Origin of the sequence: Streptomyces sp. NL15-2K, from assembly GCF_030551255.1 — a bacterium.
Lineage (GTDB): Bacteria > Actinomycetota > Actinomycetes > Streptomycetales > Streptomycetaceae > Streptomyces.
This window is the reverse complement of the sequence record NZ_CP130630.1, coordinates 4456060-4470826: the sequence shown is the minus strand read 5'-3', so window position 1 is coordinate 4470826 and position 14767 is coordinate 4456060. Positions and strand designations below refer to the sequence as shown.

General features: G+C 71.8%; 11 protein-coding genes. 3 read left to right on the top strand and 8 right to left on the bottom strand.

Annotated elements, in window-relative coordinates; translation table 11 throughout:
* The first annotated feature begins 8 nt into the window (after positions 1-8).
* Both Q4V64_RS19885 and Q4V64_RS19880 read left to right on the top strand, forming a co-directional pair.
* Positions 9-395 carry a type II toxin-antitoxin system RelE/ParE family toxin gene (locus Q4V64_RS19885; protein WP_253267123.1) on the top strand — a complete coding sequence of 129 codons (387 nt, stop codon included), beginning with the start codon at positions 9-11 and terminating at the stop codon, positions 393-395.
* Positions 392-907 carry a helix-turn-helix transcriptional regulator gene (locus Q4V64_RS19880; RefSeq protein WP_124441805.1) on the top strand — a complete coding sequence of 172 codons (516 nt, stop codon included), beginning with the start codon at positions 392-394 and terminating at the stop codon, positions 905-907. The genes Q4V64_RS19885 and Q4V64_RS19880 overlap by 4 nt, the downstream gene beginning before the upstream one ends.
* Positions 908-923: 16 nt before the next feature.
* Here the strand turns inward: Q4V64_RS19880 and galE are convergent, their stop codons facing one another.
* The 3 genes from galE to Q4V64_RS19865 all read right to left on the bottom strand — a co-directional run bounded on the left by galE (position 924) and on the right by Q4V64_RS19865 (position 4206).
* The gene (galE, locus tag Q4V64_RS19875; RefSeq protein ID WP_124441804.1) at positions 924-1916 is read right to left on the bottom strand and encodes a UDP-glucose 4-epimerase GalE; all 993 of its coding nucleotides are present in this window, start codon (positions 1914-1916) and stop codon (positions 924-926) included.
* A gap of 77 nt (positions 1917-1993) precedes the next feature.
* Positions 1994-3646, bottom strand: a complete 1653-nt coding sequence (locus tag Q4V64_RS19870) for a glycosyltransferase family 2 protein (protein WP_124441803.1) — start codon at positions 3644-3646, stop codon at positions 1994-1996.
* A 71-nt stretch (positions 3647-3717) separates the two neighbouring features.
* A complete protein-coding gene (locus Q4V64_RS19865; protein ID WP_253267122.1) occupies positions 3718-4206 on the bottom strand; it encodes a MarR family transcriptional regulator in 489 nt (162 codons plus the stop codon).
* A 126-nt stretch (positions 4207-4332) separates the two neighbouring features.
* On the opposite strand from Q4V64_RS19865, the gene Q4V64_RS19860 reads away from it, so the two are divergent.
* Positions 4333-4746: an organic hydroperoxide resistance protein gene (locus tag Q4V64_RS19860; RefSeq protein WP_124441801.1), complete on the top strand. Its 414-nt coding sequence runs from the start codon at positions 4333-4335 to the stop codon at positions 4744-4746.
* Positions 4747-4810: 64 nt separating this feature from the next.
* Here Q4V64_RS19860 and Q4V64_RS19855 read toward each other — a convergent pair whose 3' ends face one another.
* The 5 genes from Q4V64_RS19855 to Q4V64_RS19835 form a co-directional block, all read right to left on the bottom strand.
* Positions 4811-6376, bottom strand: a complete 1566-nt coding sequence (locus Q4V64_RS19855; protein ID WP_124441800.1) for a hypothetical protein — start codon at positions 6374-6376, stop codon at positions 4811-4813.
* 87 nt (positions 6377-6463) lie between these two features.
* Positions 6464-7744, bottom strand: coding sequence for a hypothetical protein (locus Q4V64_RS19850; protein WP_124441799.1), 1281 nt, complete (start codon positions 7742-7744; stop codon positions 6464-6466).
* Positions 7741-9969, bottom strand: coding sequence for a bifunctional glycosyltransferase/CDP-glycerol:glycerophosphate glycerophosphotransferase (locus tag Q4V64_RS19845; protein WP_124441798.1), 2229 nt, complete (start codon positions 9967-9969; stop codon positions 7741-7743). Before Q4V64_RS19845 ends, Q4V64_RS19850 begins: the two co-directional genes overlap by 4 nt.
* Before the next feature lie 7 nt (positions 9970-9976).
* Entirely contained in the window at positions 9977-12178 is a 2202-nt protein-coding gene (locus Q4V64_RS19840; RefSeq protein ID WP_124441797.1) for a CDP-glycerol glycerophosphotransferase family protein, read from the bottom strand.
* A gap of 178 nt (positions 12179-12356) precedes the next feature.
* Complete coding sequence (locus Q4V64_RS19835; protein WP_124441796.1) at positions 12357-14618, bottom strand: bifunctional glycosyltransferase family 2 protein/CDP-glycerol:glycerophosphate glycerophosphotransferase; 2262 nt, start codon at positions 14616-14618, stop codon at positions 12357-12359.
* Positions 14619-14767 lie beyond the last annotated feature (149 nt).

The window sequence follows — 14767 nt, the reverse complement described above, 5'->3', positions numbered from 1 at the left end:
AACACTTCTTGGAGCCACCGAACCCATTTGTCTATCGGCTGGTCATCGTCCCAGAGGTTCGAGACTGGCTGCACCAGCTCAGGCGGGACGACCCGGAAACGCTGAAACACATCTCCGCCGCACTCACTCGGCTGCAGGAACGAGGGCCAGGGCTGGGGCGCCCGACAGCCGATCGGATCACCGGGTCCCAGTACGCGATGAAGGAACTCCGGCCGCGCTCAGGCGGTCGGGTATCCATCCGCATGCTGTACGTTTTCGACCCCCAGCGCCAGGCGGTTGTTCTCGCCGCCGGTAACAAGGCCGGAAACTGGACCGGCTGGTACGACGAGACGATCCCGATCGCCGAAGACCGATATGAGCGACACTTGAAGGAGATGGAGGAGGGCCGACGATGAACAACCACGAAGCGGGCGTCTATGACACCCCTGACGACCTTCTCGCCGAATTCTTTGACGATCCCGCAGACCGCGAAGAAGTCAAGCGGGAAGCTGAGCGCCTGGCCGCAGAGGAACGCGGTGCAAGGCTCATCGAACTCCGCGAGCGCGCCCGCGCCACCCGCGAAGACGTCGCCCGCCGCATGGGCGTCGAACTCGCCCGTGTCATCACCCTGGAATCCGGCGCCGTCAGCCTCCCTCATATCGACCTCTCCCACATCGACGAACTGGAGATCAGCACCTCGGACGAGTTGATCCCCCTTGCCCAGCTCATCTTCGATCTGGCCGCCTATATCCAGGCCATTGGAGGGGACGTGCGGCTCGAGATCACTCAACCCGGCGGGCGAGTCGGGTTCCTCCCCGCCCCCGCAGATCGCATCAACGCCGACCTGCTCCACACGATCCTGAAGCAGAAACCGGAAAGCCTGAAGGTCATCGCAGACGTGGACGGCTTCCGCACCGAAGTCGCCTGACCACGTGCGCCGTGGCTCAGTCCCGCGCCGCCTCCGGATGCAGCCGTACCCAGCCCTCCCACGCCGACGTGATCATGTCCTGCACGTCGTGTTCGGCCGTCCAGCCCAGTTCCTTGGCGGCGCGGTCGGCGGAGGCGACGACGCGGGCTGGGTCGCCGGGGCGGCGTGGGGTGACCGTGGGGGGACGGTCGTAGCCGGTGAGGGCGTTGATGTGGTCGATCATCTCCCGGACCGAGACGCCTTCCCCGCGGCCGATGTTGAGGGTGAGGTCGCGACCGGGGGAGGCCTGGAGAGCGCGGGCCGCCGCTACATGGGCCTCCGCCAGGTCGACGACGTGGATGTAGTCGCGTACGCACGTCCCGTCCGGGGTCTCGTAGTCGTCGCCGAAGATGCGCGGGGGCGCGTTCTCCGTGAGCTTCTCGAAGACCATGGGGATGAGGTTGAAGACGCCGACGTCCGCGAGGTCCGGGCTCGCCGCGCCCGCCACGTTGAAGTAGCGGAGCGATGCCGTGGACAGGCCTGTGGCCTTGCCTGTCGCCCGCACCAGCCACTCGCCGGCCAGCTTCGTCTCGCCGTACGGCGACATCGGCACGCAGGGCGTCTCCTCCGTCACCAGGTCGCCATGGAGTGCGGCGTCCGGCATGCCGTACACCGCCGCGGAGGACGAGAAGACGAAGGACGGCACACCGGCCGCCGTCACGGCCTCCAGGAGGACGCGCAGGCCCTCGACGTTCTGCCGGTAGTAGTGCAGCGGCAGATCGACCGATTCGCCGACCTGCTTCTTCGCCGCCAGATGGACGACGCCGGTGACGCCGTGGTCCGCGAGGGCGCGGGCGACGCGGTCGCCGTCCAGGACCGAGCCCACCACCAGCGGGACCCCGGCGGGGACGCGCTCGGCGATGCCGGTGGACAGGTCGTCGTACACCACCGCCCGCTCACCCGTCCGGGTCATCGCCCGTACGACATGCGCCCCGATGTAGCCGGCGCCTCCGGTGATCAGCCAGGTCATGTGCGGCCGCCCCCTCGTCGGTCAAAGGTCGGTCAAAGGTCGGTCAAAAGTGAGGTACCGGTCATCAGTCATCATCATCAGTGAAGCAGGTGACGGAGCCTGCGGCGGGCAACGGCGGCAACTCCGCGTGAACCCGTGGCGACGCGCAGCGCCAGTGCCCCGGAATGCGTGGCGTACGGCCGCACCAGCACCAGGCCGTGACGGGCGCTCAGCCCGGCACGACGGCGCAGCAGACCGGCGCCCGCGAGTGCGTGCGCCGTGACCTCACGGTGCGCGCCGTCGCGGAAGACGAGGCGCAGGCGCAGGTCCCAGGTGCCCGCGCCGAGCGCGGCCGCGTCGACCGTCGTCTCGGCCGACCAGCTGCCGTCGGGGGCGGGGGCGAGCGCGGTCGTACGGCTGTGACGCGCGCGGCAGTCCGTGCGGTGCCGCCACTCCACCTCCACTGTGTCCGGGCCCGATTCGCCGCCCGCCTCGGCCAGTCGGCCGTACAGGTCGTGCAGGCGCAGCCGCAGGTGCAGGCGGCCGGCACGCGCGCGTGGGCGCAGTTCCGCGTCGACGGTGAGGGGGAGGAGGCTGACGGGGCAGGTGAGGAGGGGTTCCAGGGTGATCCCGGGGAGGTCGGCCGACCAGACGGGGGTGCCGTCCGGGGCGTGCGCGTAGGGAGGGAGGAGGCGTGCGGGGCGGGCCGCGAGCTCCCGGAGGCGGGGCAGGTCGCGCGGCTCGGGGGAGGCCAGGATCACGCGGCCGAGGAGGCGGCCGGGTGCGGTGGGGTTCCGGGCCCAGTCGGCCGCGTCGTACTCCGCGAGGTACGCCCGCGTGTGCGCCCACCACGCACGCCGGTAGTTCGCGTCGTGCAACCCCAGCTCGTGGACGTACATGCGCAGCTCGTGGTCGAGGAACTTCGCGCGCGCCGCCCGTGCGAGCACCTTCTGGCCGGCGGCGAGGAGGATCTCGTACGTCAGTCGGCACGCGTGCGTGCGTGCCTGCCAGTTCTCGATGTCGGCGCGGTCGAGGGAGATGGACAGGCGGTGGGCGGACCGGCGCACGTGCCAGACGTAGACCGTGTCCGGGACGAGGACGATGCGCGGGCCGGCGGCCAGCACGCGCGCGGTGAAGACGAAGTCCTCGTAGGGGAAGCGGCCCTCGGGGAAGCGGATGCCGTGCGTGTTCAGGAAATCCGTGCGGTAGAGCTTGTTGACGCAGATCGTGTCGTGGACGAGGCGGGGGCGCCGTGCGGGGTGCTCGATCACGGCGTGCGCTGCGTAAAGGGGCGCCTGCCAGGGGACTTCGCGCCCTTCGGGCAGCTCGCGGCGCACGCACAGGCCGCTCGCCACCTCCGCGTGCGCCTGCGTCGCCGCTGTGAGCAGTGCGTCCACCGCGCCGGGCGGCAGGATGTCGTCGCTGTCCAGGAACATCACGTACGGCGAGGTCACCGCGTCGAGTCCGGTGTTGCGGGGGGTGCCGCAGCCGCCGCTGTTGGCCGGGAGCCGGAGCACCCGTACGCGCGGTTCCGTGGTGGCCAGGTCGGCGAGCAGGTCCGCGCTGCCGTCCGTCGAGCAGTCGTCGACGGCGACGACCTCGGCGACCGCGGGGCCCTGCGCGAGGGCCGAGCGGACGGCGTCCGTCACGTGGGAGGCGTCGTTGTGGCCGATGACGACGACGGCGACAACGCCGACAAGGCCGACGGCGGTGACGGCGGTGACCTGGGGAGTGTCGGAGGGACGTTTCATCACGGCGGATCGTAAGCCGGGCTAATGCCGTGAGCGCGACAATATGCCGCCAAACGGTGGTCAGGAGCTTGCTACTCGCACCCCGGCGTCTCCCCCAGCGCCGCCTCGTCCAGGGTCGTGGTGAGTCGGTCGAGGCGTTCGCGCAGGTCGCGGATCTCCTCTAGGTCGAAGCCGGTCGCGGCGGCGATCCGGCGCGGCACCTGAAGCGCGCGCTCGCGCAGCGCCACGCCCGCCTCGGTCAGCCGTACCTCCACGGAGCGTTCGTCGCGGGCGCTGCGCTCCCGGCGTACCAGGCCGGCCGTCTCCAGTCGCTTGAGCAGCGGCGAGAGCGTGCCGGAGTCGAGGCGCAGGTGTTCGCCCAGCTTCTTCACGGGCAGCTCGCCCCGCTCCCACAGCACCAGCATCACCAGGTACTGCGGGTACGTCAGCCCGAGCTCCTTGAGGACCACGCGGTAGACGCCGTTGAAGGCGCGCGAGGCGGCGTGCAGGGAGAAGCAGATCTGGGAGTCCAGGCGCAGCCAGTTCTCTTCGGTGGTGGCGGGTGTCGGCATCGTGCTCATGTCTCCAGGATAGCTCTTGCGGGCCATTTAGTTGTAGACAATTGAATTGTGTGCTCTACTTGTCGCAGAAGAAGCGCAGAAGAAGTACGTGACTGAAGTACGTGACTGAAGAGGGATGGTTTTTTCATGGACGCGCTCTACACCGCTGTCGCCACCGCCACCCACGGCCGTGACGGACGTGCCGTCTCCTCCGACGGCAAGATCGACCTGGCGCTCGGCATACCGGTGGAGATGGGCGGCAACGGGCAGGGCACCAACCCGGAGCAGCTGTTCGCCGCCGGTTACGCCGCCTGCTTCGGCAGCGCCCTCGGCCTCGTCGGCCGTCAGGCCAAGGTCGACGTGAGCGACGCCGCCGTCACCGCCGAGGTCGGCATCGGCAAGCAGGGCGAGGGCTTCGGCCTCAAGGTCGCCCTCCGCGTCGAGCTGCCCGACAGCGTGGACGAGGAGACCGGCCGCAAGCTGGTCGAGCAGGCCCACCAGGTCTGCCCCTACTCCAACGCCACCCGGGGCAACATCGAGGTCGACCTCGTCATCGAGTAACCGCCGGAAAGCCCCGGTAACCGCCGGAAAGCCCCGGTAACCGCCGGAAAACCCCGCACACACCTCATCCGACCCGCGCCAACACCTCCCCCGTCCGCCTGCTCCACGCCACCACCACCGCCTCCTCGGGCACCGGGTGCCAGCGCGTCAGCAGCAGCCAGCGCACGTGATAGCGGCGGGCGACGGCGACGCGTTCGGCGCGGGTCGAGGTCGGGGCGAGGTAGGCGCGGATGTCGGCGAGGCGCCGCAGCCGCTCGCGTTCGTCCAGGGCCGCGTCCGGCCAGGCGGGCGCGGCGAGGTTCGGGCCGTATCCCGCGATCGCGTGGACGGAGTAGTAGCCGTCGGTGATCACGACCTCGCCGGGCCCGATGTGCAGCGCGGCCCACTCGTACGTCGGCCAGCGCGGCGGCTGCGCGAAGCCGACCGGGTCCAGTGAGCGCGGGACGACCGCCCCGGCCTGGACCGTGAGGAAGCCGACGCACGCCCCGGCCGCCGCGGCCCCGCCCAGCACCCGCCGCCACACGCCCCACGGCCGCGGCGCCGCCAGCTCCACGGCCAGCGCGAACTGCGGCGCCACCAGCGTGAGCCCGAGGATCCTGCCGTACGTGTAGTGCCCGCTGACCCAGCCGTACGCCACCACCAGGCAGTCGAGGCCGAACATCAGCCCCAGCGGATCCCGCCAGGAACCCCGCCTCCCCCGGAGCCACAGCGCCGGCAGCCCCAGCAGCGCCAGCCCGAAGTGCCCGTCGAGATCCTGGTAGAGCCGCCGGTGCATCGCGTCCACGCTGCCGTCCCCGGCCAGCGCGAGCACGTCGAAGTACGGCCAGCAGGCGGCGACCAGCAGCGTGGCCGCACCCACCAGCACCCACCGCCCCACGACCGCCGCGGACCAGCCCCGCTGCCATCCGGCGACCAGGGCCACCGCCCCCAGCACGGCCGCCACCGCCGTGATCGGATGGATCAGCAGGATCACCCCGTACAGCGCGCCGAGCCCGGCGCACCCCACCGCCCGCCGCACGCTCCCCTCTGGAACCCGCCCCACATCGCGAGCCCGCCCCCGGTCCCGAGCCCACGCCCCCGTGACCCCCCACGCCCAGAACGCCAGCCCGATCGCGAACGTCGACGGATACCCCAGATTCCCCGTCATCGACATCAGCCCGAGGTACCCGCTCCACCACGCCCGCTCGGTCCCCCACAGCAGCGTCATCGCGGCCAGTGCCAGCACCGGCGCCCACTGCCGAGGCGTCAGCACGCGCACGAAGCGGCCGATGCCCATCAGCAGGACCAGCAGGTTCACCGGCCCGGCGAGCCGCACCACCTCCCAGCCGCCCAGCCCCGTCAGCCGCGCGAACGCGCCCTGCGCGACGGCGTACGGCGAGTAGTACGGGCTGCCCGCGCCCGGCAGATCGGCCATGGGGTGGCGCGGGTGGAGCAGGCCGGCCTTCAGGCGTTCGACGACCGCCGCGTGCTGCCCGGCGTCGCAGCACAGCGGCACCCGCCAGTACGCCAGCGACATCACCAGCCAGAACAGGAAGCCGAAGACCTGGTACGGAGTCGGACGCCGGCTGCGGCGGCCGCGCAGTGCGCTCGCACCGCGCACGGTCCGCCGGACCAGAACGCCGGCGCTCATCGGACGGCGCTCATCGGACGGGGGAGACACGAAGGGGCTGAACCATTGGCCGTATGTTCCCGCCGGGGTCAACGGCTTAGCCGCGCGTCACCTCATCGAGTGAGCCCGATCGGGGTGCCCCTGCGCCGGCATCACCACCCGGCCCCGTACGACGGACTCCAGCAGCAACGGCACCCCCACCACCGGCAGCAGCCACGCCAGCACGATCAGCCGTTCGCCCCAGATGTTGATGTCCGGATGCCCGGCCTGCGTGAGGATCCCGGTGAACGCGGCCCCCAGCACAAACCCGCCGAACGCCCGCCGCCGCCCCCGCCACACACCCCACGCCCCGGCGGCCAGCGCCGCCAGGAACAGCGGCTCCCACAACCGTCGGCGCAGCCACTCCCCCCAGAAGTTGACCTGGAGATGAAGGAACTCCGGCCACGGATGCGACCGGTCGGGCCGGGAGAAGTGACCGGTGAGCAGATCCTGGAGGCTCTCGGACTCGGACGGATAGTGCAGCACCCTCGCCAGCAGCATCGTCCCGGCCACCGCACCGCAGCCCACGACCGCGAGCGCCACCACCCCGCGCCCCGCGGCCGAACCCCGCCGCCACCGCCGTACGGCGATCACCGCCCCCGCCCCCGCCAGGCACATCCCCAGAAACAGCGCCTGCGAGTGCTTCACCGTGAACAGGGCCGCCAGCGAGCCGCCCACCAACGCGAGACCGGCCCGCTCCCGATGCCCGTGCAGCACCAGCGCGCACCCCCACACCGCCGCCAGGGTCAGGGCCAGCAGCAGCCCTTCCGTCATCGGCCGCATGGCGGTCGTCCCGGACGGCAGGACGTAGTACAGCGCCTGACCGGTCAGCGCGAGCGGTACCGCCACGGACAAGGTGCGCAGGATCAGAAAGACGAGCACCCCACCCGCGACCGTGACCGCGACCCCCGCCGCCCACACCCCCCACTTCACGCCGAACACGACGAGGAACGGCACCAGGAACACCGGATACCCGGGCCGCACCTCGAAGATCCGCATGAACCTCTCCGGCATGAACGGGACCGTGTGCCCGCCGGTCTGCCCCGCCCGCAGCCGCGCGTCCACGTTCCGCCACTCCGCCGCCCGGCACTGCTCAAGGACCCACCGGGTCGGGCTCGGCGCGTGGAAGCGCACCACGTTCACCTTCTGGTTGCGGTGCGCGATCGACGCCCTGCCCGCGCAGGCGTAGTCGATGGTCGCGGCCGCCGCCTCCCGCTTGCTGTCGCCGCGCAGGCTCAGGGCGTACGCCAGGTAGTTCTTGGAGTCGGGGGTGTCCCGGCCGGAGACGTTCGCGAGCTGGAGCACGGCGAACACCGCGGCCAGGACCAGCACCCAGGTGCGCGGCCTCACGAGGAGGTCAGCAGGTCACGGTCGGCGGCGGGCGCCCGCAGCGGCTCGGGCACCGGTGCCGGCTCGGGCACCCACCCGTCCTCGCCGAGCAGCAGCGTCCGTACGACCCGCTCGGCGGCGCGTCCGTCGTCGTACTCGCAGAACCGGTCCCGGAAGGCGGCCCGCAGCCGCGCCGACTCCTCGTCCTGCCAGGTCCGGGAGGCGAACAGCCACGCCAGCTCCCGGTAGGAGCGCGAGACGTGGCCCGGGGAGTCGGCGGTGATGTCGAAGTAGGTGCCCCGGCTCGCCGCGTACGCGCCCCAGTCGTCGGCGTGGACGACGATCGGCCGGTCCAGGAGGGCGTAGTCGAACATCAGGGCCGAGTAGTCGGTGACCAGGACGTCGGAGGCGAGCAGGACGTCCTCGACGTGCGGTTCGTCGGTGGCGTCGACCAGGATGCCGCGCCGGTGCAGCTCGGCCAGGCCCATTCCGCGGGCCGGGCCGGTGGCCAGGGACGGGTGCAGGCGGACGACGAGGGTGTGGCCGGCGCCGAGGTCCTCGGCGAACCTGGCCAGGTCGACGCGGTCGACATGACCGCCCCGGCGGTAGTCGCGGCGGGTCGGCGCGTACAGCACGACCGTGTGGTCGGCTGGGATGCCCAGCCGGGCACGGACGGCCTCGGCGTCGCCAGGCCGGGCGTTGACCAGCGCGTCGTTGCGCGGGCTGCCCGTCCGCAGTGACCTGAAGTGGCACGGATACGCCCGCTCCCACACCAGCTCGGAGTGGCGGTTGGCGACCAGGCTGTAGTCCCAGCGGTCGGCGCGGCGCAGCATCTGCGGCACGTCGACGCCGTGCCGGGCGCCGGGCTTGGCCAGCAGGTCGGCGCCCATGTACTTGAGCGGCGTGCCCTGGTGGGTGTGGATGTGGACGCTGCCGGGGCGCTTGGGCAGGGTGCCGGGCCAGTTGACGTTGTTGACGAAGTAGGTGGCCCGGGCGGTGATACGGCGGTAGCGCGGGGAGCCGACGAGGACGTGCTCGACGTCGGGCGGGAGCAGCGCGGCCTGCTGCTCGTCCTGCATGACCCACACCCCGCGCAGGTGCGGGGCGATCTCCCGCGCCTTGTGGTAGATCGCGGCCGGGTCGCCGAGGATGCCCCGGTGCGAGAAGGCCGAGTAGACGACGAGGTTCGGGTCGAGGGAGCGGCGTGCGGACAGCGCGGACCGGCCGCGCGCCAGCCGTACGGCCGCCGCCCGTCGTGCCTGCTGTGCGCGCCGACCGAGTTCCCGCCCGGCCCGCCCGGCCTGCCGCTTGGCCGCGTACATGGCGTAACTGCCCTCCAGCACGCGGAGTTCCGGGGCGACTGACGCGCCCGGCGGTTTGTGCTCGCGGAACATCCTGGCCGTACGGCGGAAGAACTCGCCCTTGTCGGACGGGGGCAGCCGGTCCGGCTTGGAGAGGATGTCCAGGCAGTGCTCGCCCATCTTGGCGTGCAGATACGGCCGCCAACTCGCCAGCCGCGGCCGGGAGCCGACGTACGCGAAGACCCGCTCGTACTGGTCGTGGATGTCGAAGTGCTTGCGGCTGGTCGTGGACAGGATGTTGCCCTGGCGGCGCTGGCGGTAGTTCAGGCAGATCCGGTCCAGCGTGGCGATCCGCTCGGCGCTGAGCAGGACGGGGAACGTCCAGGGCGTGTCCTCGTAGTAGCCCGGCGGGAAGGAGAAGCCCTCGCGCTCGACGAAGTCGCGGCGGTAGACCTTGTTCCACACGACCATCAGCAGGTCGAGGATCTCGGGACGTTCGGCCACGGTGAAACAACCGTCGCCGGCCTCCGCGAGCACGTGCGCCAGTACGTTCCGGCGCGTCCCGCCCCACCAGTACGTGCGCGCGTAGTCGAAGACCAGCACATCCGGGTCGGACGCCTCCGCCAACCGGTCTGCCATCGCGCGCAGCGCCCCCGGGGTGAGGGTGTCGTCGCTGTCGAGGAAGAACAGGAAGTCGCCGGTGGCGTGCGGCATCCCGGCGTTGCGGGCGCGGCCGAGGCCGACGTTCTCCGGCAGGTGCAGGACACGGACGCGCGCGTCGCGGGCCGCGTACTCGTCGAGGATCGCGCCGCAGCCGTCCGGTGAGCAGTCGTTCACGGCGATGACCTCGATGTCCCGGTAGGACTGCTCCAGGACCGAGTCGAGGCACTCGCGCAGGAAGCCCTGCACCTTGAAACACGGGATGATCACGCTGAAGCGGGGCACTGCGGGGTCAGCTCCTTACGAGGGTGGCGGCGGCGGGGGCCGGGACGCGCTCCGCGAGCGGCAGCACGGGTGGGATCGCCTCGGGCGGCTCGCCCAGGAACACCCGGCGTACGACGCGCTCGGCGGCGCGTCCGTCGTCGAACTGGCAGAAGCGCTCACGGAAGCGGGCCCGGTGCGCGGCCGACCGGGGATCCGCGTAGGAGCCGTCGCGGAAGACCCGCGCCAGATCCTCCGGCGTCCGGGCCACGGGGCCCGGCGGGGCCACCATGAGGTCGAAGTAGACGCCGCGCGTCTCCCGGTAGACCTCCCAGTCGTCGGCGTACACGACGATCGGCCGGTCCAGGTTGGCGTAGTCGAACATGATCGACGAGTAGTCGGTGACCAGCGCGTCGGCGGCCAGGCAGACGTCCTCGGAGGAGCGGTGGGCGGTCACGTCGATGATCCGGCCGCTGCTCTTCTTCCCGCCCCGGTCGTAGAAGTAGTGGGCGCGCAGCAGCACGACCACGTCCTCGCCGGCCTCCTCGCAGAAGGCCTCCAGGTCCAGCCCGCTCTCGAAGCCGGTGTGGTGGTCGCGGTGGGTGGGGGCGTAGAGCACGGCCGTCTTGCCCTCGGGGACGCCCAGCTCCCGGCGGATCCGGGCCACGTCGTCCGCGGTCGCCGTGTAGTAGACGTCGTTGCGCGGATAGCCGTACTCCAGGTGCTCGTACGAGCCCGGGAAGGCGCGCTCCCACATCTGGGTGGAATGGCGGTTGGAGGAGAGGTTGTAGTCCCAGCGGTCCACGCGGCCCAGCAGCTTGGCGAAGCTGCCGGTCGCGGCCGCCACCACCGGGTACGTCGACTGGTCGACGCCCATCTTCTTCAGCGGGGTGCCGTGCTGCGTCTGGACGTGCACGCTGCCGGGGCGCTTGACCACGCCCTCCGCGAAGTTGGCGTTGTTGATCAGGTACTTGGCGCGGGCCAGCACCTCCCAGTAGCGGTGGCTGCCAATGACGGCGTGGTCGATGCCGTCGGGCATGGCGTGCGCCTGGTCGGCCTTCACCAGGAACACCGAGCGGATGTGCGGGGCGAGTTCGCGGGCCTTGGCGTGGATCGCGGCCGGGTTGCAGGCGTAACCGCGGCCCCAGTAGGCGCAGTACACCGCGAGGTCGGGGTCCATGGGGCGGCGCAGATGGTGCTGGTAGAGCAGGCGGGTGCGCAGCATGTGGGGGCGCGGGAGGTGCTCCAGCGTCCTGGAGGCCTGCTGGTTGGCGCCGCGCAGGGCGCGGAACGCCGCGTACGAGCCGCTCGCCAGCAGCCGGTGCTGCACGCCCAGGCTGCCGCCCGGCGCCCGGAATCCGGCGGGGCGGTGGTGCCGGTACAGCCTGCTCGCCCGGCGGAAGTAGGCGCGGCGCTGGGAGGGCAGCCGGCGGGGGTGGGCGGCGGTCTTCAGGACGGCGGCGAAGAGGTGCTCGAACAGGGCGTGCAGCCGCTCGCCGGACAGGCCCTGTTCGGCGGCGCGGGTGAGCACCAGGTCGGCCTGGTCGAGCAGTTCGAAGTGGTGCTCGCCCGGCAGGTTGAGCCGGTTGCCCTGCCGGCGCACCAGATGCCGGACGACGACCGAGCGCTCCACCGCGATCCGCTCCGCCTTCAGCGCGGCCAGACCACCGAAGCCGATGTCGGTGAAATGACCGCCGGGGAACGGAAGTTGCTGCTCGGTGACGAAGGCGCGGCGGTAGGCCGCGCTCCACGCCGGGAGCTGTACGCCGGTCAGCTGCGGAGCCCGGCCGGGGGAGAAGGCGCCGGGCGGTGCCGTCGCGAGCACCGGTGCCGCCGGGTTGCTCGGCTCGCCCTCCCACCAGGGCGTGCGCTCGTGCTCGAAGTGCAGCACGTCGACGTCGCCGGTCTTCGTCAGGCGTGCGTCCAGCGCGGCCAGCGCGCCCGGGACGAGGACATCGTCGCCGTCGAGGAACAGCAGATACGCGCCGGTCGCCGCCCGCATCCCGGTGTTGCGCGCCCCGGCCAGGCCCGCCGACGGCGGCGAGTGCACCGGGGCCACCCGCGAGTCCCGGCGGGCGTGCCCGGCGGCGACGTCCGCGGCGGGGGAGTCGGGCGCGTCGCAGACCGGGATCAGCTCGAAGTCGCCGAAGGACTGGGCGAGGACCGAGTCCAGCGCCTGGGCCAGCCGGCCCGCTACCCCATGGGACGGGACGATGATGCTGAAGCGGGGCATTCTGCTCTTTCTGTGGATGTTCTCAAGGTTCGTGAGGAGCTACGGCGCCTCACGCGGTGCGAGGGGCCGCAGCGCCGGGGCGGCCGGGCCGTCCGGACGGACGCCAGGTGGACGGCCGGCTCGGTGTGGGACGCGAAGGACTGGAGGGCATACGAACTCCCCGGAGTGGAAACGGCGTTCAGGCGTGGTCGGTGACGGTCAGCGGGCCGGCCGGACGCGGCACGGTGGTGAGCGGGCTGCGCATGAGCGCCTCGGCCGCGGACGGCACGGGGTGGCGCTCGGCGAGCGGTACGGCCGGAGGCTGGTCCGTCTCCCCCAGCACCACATGCCGTACGACCCGCTCGGCGGCGCGTCCGTCGTCGTACGGGCAGAACCGCGCGCGGAAGGCGGAGCGCAACTGCGCGGAGCGCGAGCCGCGCCAGTGGCCGGTGGCGAAGATGTCGATCAGCTCGTCCTCGCTGCGCGCCACCGCGCCCGGCGCGCAGGAGCGCAGGTCGAAGTAGGTGCCCCGGGCCGCCTCGTACGCCGCCCAGTCGTCGTCGGTGGCGTGGATGACGATCGGCCGGTCGAGGCCCGCGTAGTCGAACATGATCGAGGAGTAGTCGGTGACCAGGGCGTCGGAGGCGAGGCACAACTGTTCGACGCTCGGGTGGTCGGTGACGTCGATGACCCGGCTCGATCCGGCGACGAGAGGCCCGCCGAAGGCGTGGTGGGCGCGGGCCAGGACGACGAAGGCCGGGCCGAGACGGCGGACGACCCGCTCCAGGTCGAGGGTCGTGCGCTGGGTGCGCCGGTAGTCGCGGTAGGTGGGGGCGTACAGGATCGCGATCGTGCCCTCGGGGATGCCGAGGGACTCGCGCAGGCGGGTCACCTCCGTCGACGTCGCCTTCTGGAAGACGTCGTTGCGGGGCTGGCCGTACTCGAGCGTGGTGTAGCCGCCGGGGTGGACGCGTTCCCAGACGAGGGTGGAGTGGCGGTTGGCGGACACGACGTAGTCCCACTGGTCGACGCCCCGCAGCTGCTCGGCGAAGTCCGTGCCGGCGGCGGCCGCCGGGTGTTCCTGGAGGTCGAGGCCCATGTGCTTGAGCGGGGTGCCGTGCCGGGTCTGGACCAGGATCTGGCCGGGGCGCTTGACCAGACCGGGGTCGAAGTCGACGTTGTCGATCAGGTACTTGGAGCGGGCCAGGGCCGTCCAGTAGGCGGCCGTGCCGGGGCTGAGGCGGCGGGTGGCGGCCGGAACCGTGTGGTGGTACTCGGGGCGGGCGACCCACGCCGTGCGGATGTGCGGCGCGAAGGTGCGGAACGCGGCCTCCAGGGCGCCCGGGTTGCAGCCGTGGCCACGGCTCTCGTACGCGGAGAAGACGGCACGGTCGGCGCGCAGCGGGAGGCGCCGCTGGATCCGGTAGTGCAGCCGCAGGGCGGCGGACCGGGTCGCGCGCAGGACCTTGGCGGTGAGCTTGACGGTACGGCGGCGCAGGGCCGAGGCGACTTGCAGGGCGCGGAACGTGCGGTGCAGGCCCAGGTGGACCAGGGTGTGCCGCAGCCGGGTGTGCAGGGGGACGCCCGGGACGCGGTGCCGGCGGCAGTGGGCGCGGGCGGTGCGCAGGAACTCCGCCCGCAGCTCGCGCGGCAGCCGGTCGCGCCGGACGAACACGGTCGCCAGATGGTCGACCATGCGGCGGAACAGCACCGGGCGCCAGCGGGCGAGTTCGGGGTGCTGCTCGACGTACGCGAACACCCGGTCGTACTGCTCGAAGACGTCGAAGTGGCGGCTGCTGGTGGTGCCGAGGATGCTGCCCTGCCGGCGCTGCCGGTAGTGCACGCAGACCCGGTCGAGGGTCGCGATCGACTCGGCGGCCATCAGCACCGGGTACGTCCAGGGGGTGTCCTCGTAGTAGCCGGGCGGGAAGGTGAAGCCCGCTCGCTCGACGAACTCCCGGCGGTACGCCTTGTTCCACGCGACCATGAGCTGGTGCAGCAGGCCCGGGCGGTCCTCCAGGCGGAAGGGCGCCGGGCCCCGCTCGGCGAGCTGGACGGCGGCCTGGTTGCGGACGGTCCGGCCCGACCAGTAGGTGCGCGCGTAGTCGTGGACCAGGACGTCCGGCTCGCCGGTCTCCAGCAGCCGGTCGGCGATCGCGCGCAGCGCGTGCGGGGTGAGGGTGTCGTCGCCGTCCAGGAAGAGCAGGTAGTCGCCGCTCGCCTCGCGCATCCCGGCGTTGCGAGCGGGGCCCAGCCCCTGGTTCTGCGGCAGGTGCACGGGCCGGACGCGCGGATCACGGCCCGCGAACTCGTCGATGATCGCGCCGCAGGAGTCCGGCGAGCAGTCGTCGACCACGATCAGCTCCAGATCCGGATACGACTGGGAGAGCACCGAATCCAGGCATTCGTGCAAATACGCCTGAACCTTGTACGCGGGGACAATGACACTGAACCTGGGCAAGGGACATCCATGGGTCGGCGCGGACGACAGGGCCTTGCCCGGGAACGGCCGATGGAGTCGGTTGGTTACGTTGTGTGCTGCATACGGGGGATTCCGGATGAATTTCGAGGGGCGGACCGGTGTCGGTCCGCCCCTCGCGAAGTGCCTTG